General features: G+C 40.9%; 1 protein-coding gene and 1 pseudogene. Both read left to right on the top strand.

Going from position 1 to position 638, the window contains the following annotated elements; translation table 11 throughout:
* Window positions 1-259 precede the first annotated feature (259 nt).
* Entirely contained in the window at window positions 260-499 is a 240-nt protein-coding gene (locus tag KIV40_RS28620; protein ID WP_285352604.1) for a sulfurtransferase TusA family protein, read from the top strand.
* Window positions 492-638: pseudogene (locus KIV40_RS28615) on the top strand (AI-2E family transporter); the annotation flags it as partial. The gene KIV40_RS28620 and the pseudogene KIV40_RS28615, both read left to right, overlap by 8 nt.

Below are 638 nucleotides of genomic sequence, written 5' to 3'. Positions count from 1 at the left end.
CTGTTCGCTTGAGCCAGTAATGGGGTGCCTAGTGTTGTAGCGACGCATAAGCAAGCGATTGAGCGAGCGCGTTTAAACATATTAGTCAGTAATACTCCGTTTCTTCTGACAGTAAGACAAGAGCAACACGAAATGGTTCTTTATCTGATCTCACCTTTGTTTAAGTACGTGCGTTAAACTAAAGGTTGCGGAATGAAAGATGGCACGTTTTCAAAAACAGATTACAATACGACCCTTATAATAAGCATCGAGCTAGATAATGAAACCAAATATTCTAGATTTACGCCAAGAGCGCTGCCCAATGGCGTTATTATTAGCCAAGCGTCACAGTGTTAAGTTAGAAAATGGTCAGTCCTTGCTGATACATATTGCTGATCAGAGCTCAATGACCGATATTGTAAGCTTTTTATCCAAGCAAGCTTTTACCGTTGAAGTAGAACCTTGTTCTGGTCATCACCAAATCCAAGTTACAAAAAAGGAATTGCAATCACATGCTTGAAATGATGAATCGTTGGTACAAGCGACGTTTTTCTGATCCACATGCAGTCAGTTTGGTGGCCATCATTTTATTTGGTTTTATCACCATCTATTTTTTCGGTCATTTGATCGCGCCTTTGCTGGTGGCGATTGTGCTTGCC

The organism is Vibrio sp. D173a, assembly GCF_030248475.1.
This window is presented reverse-complemented; position numbering and strand designations above follow the sequence as displayed.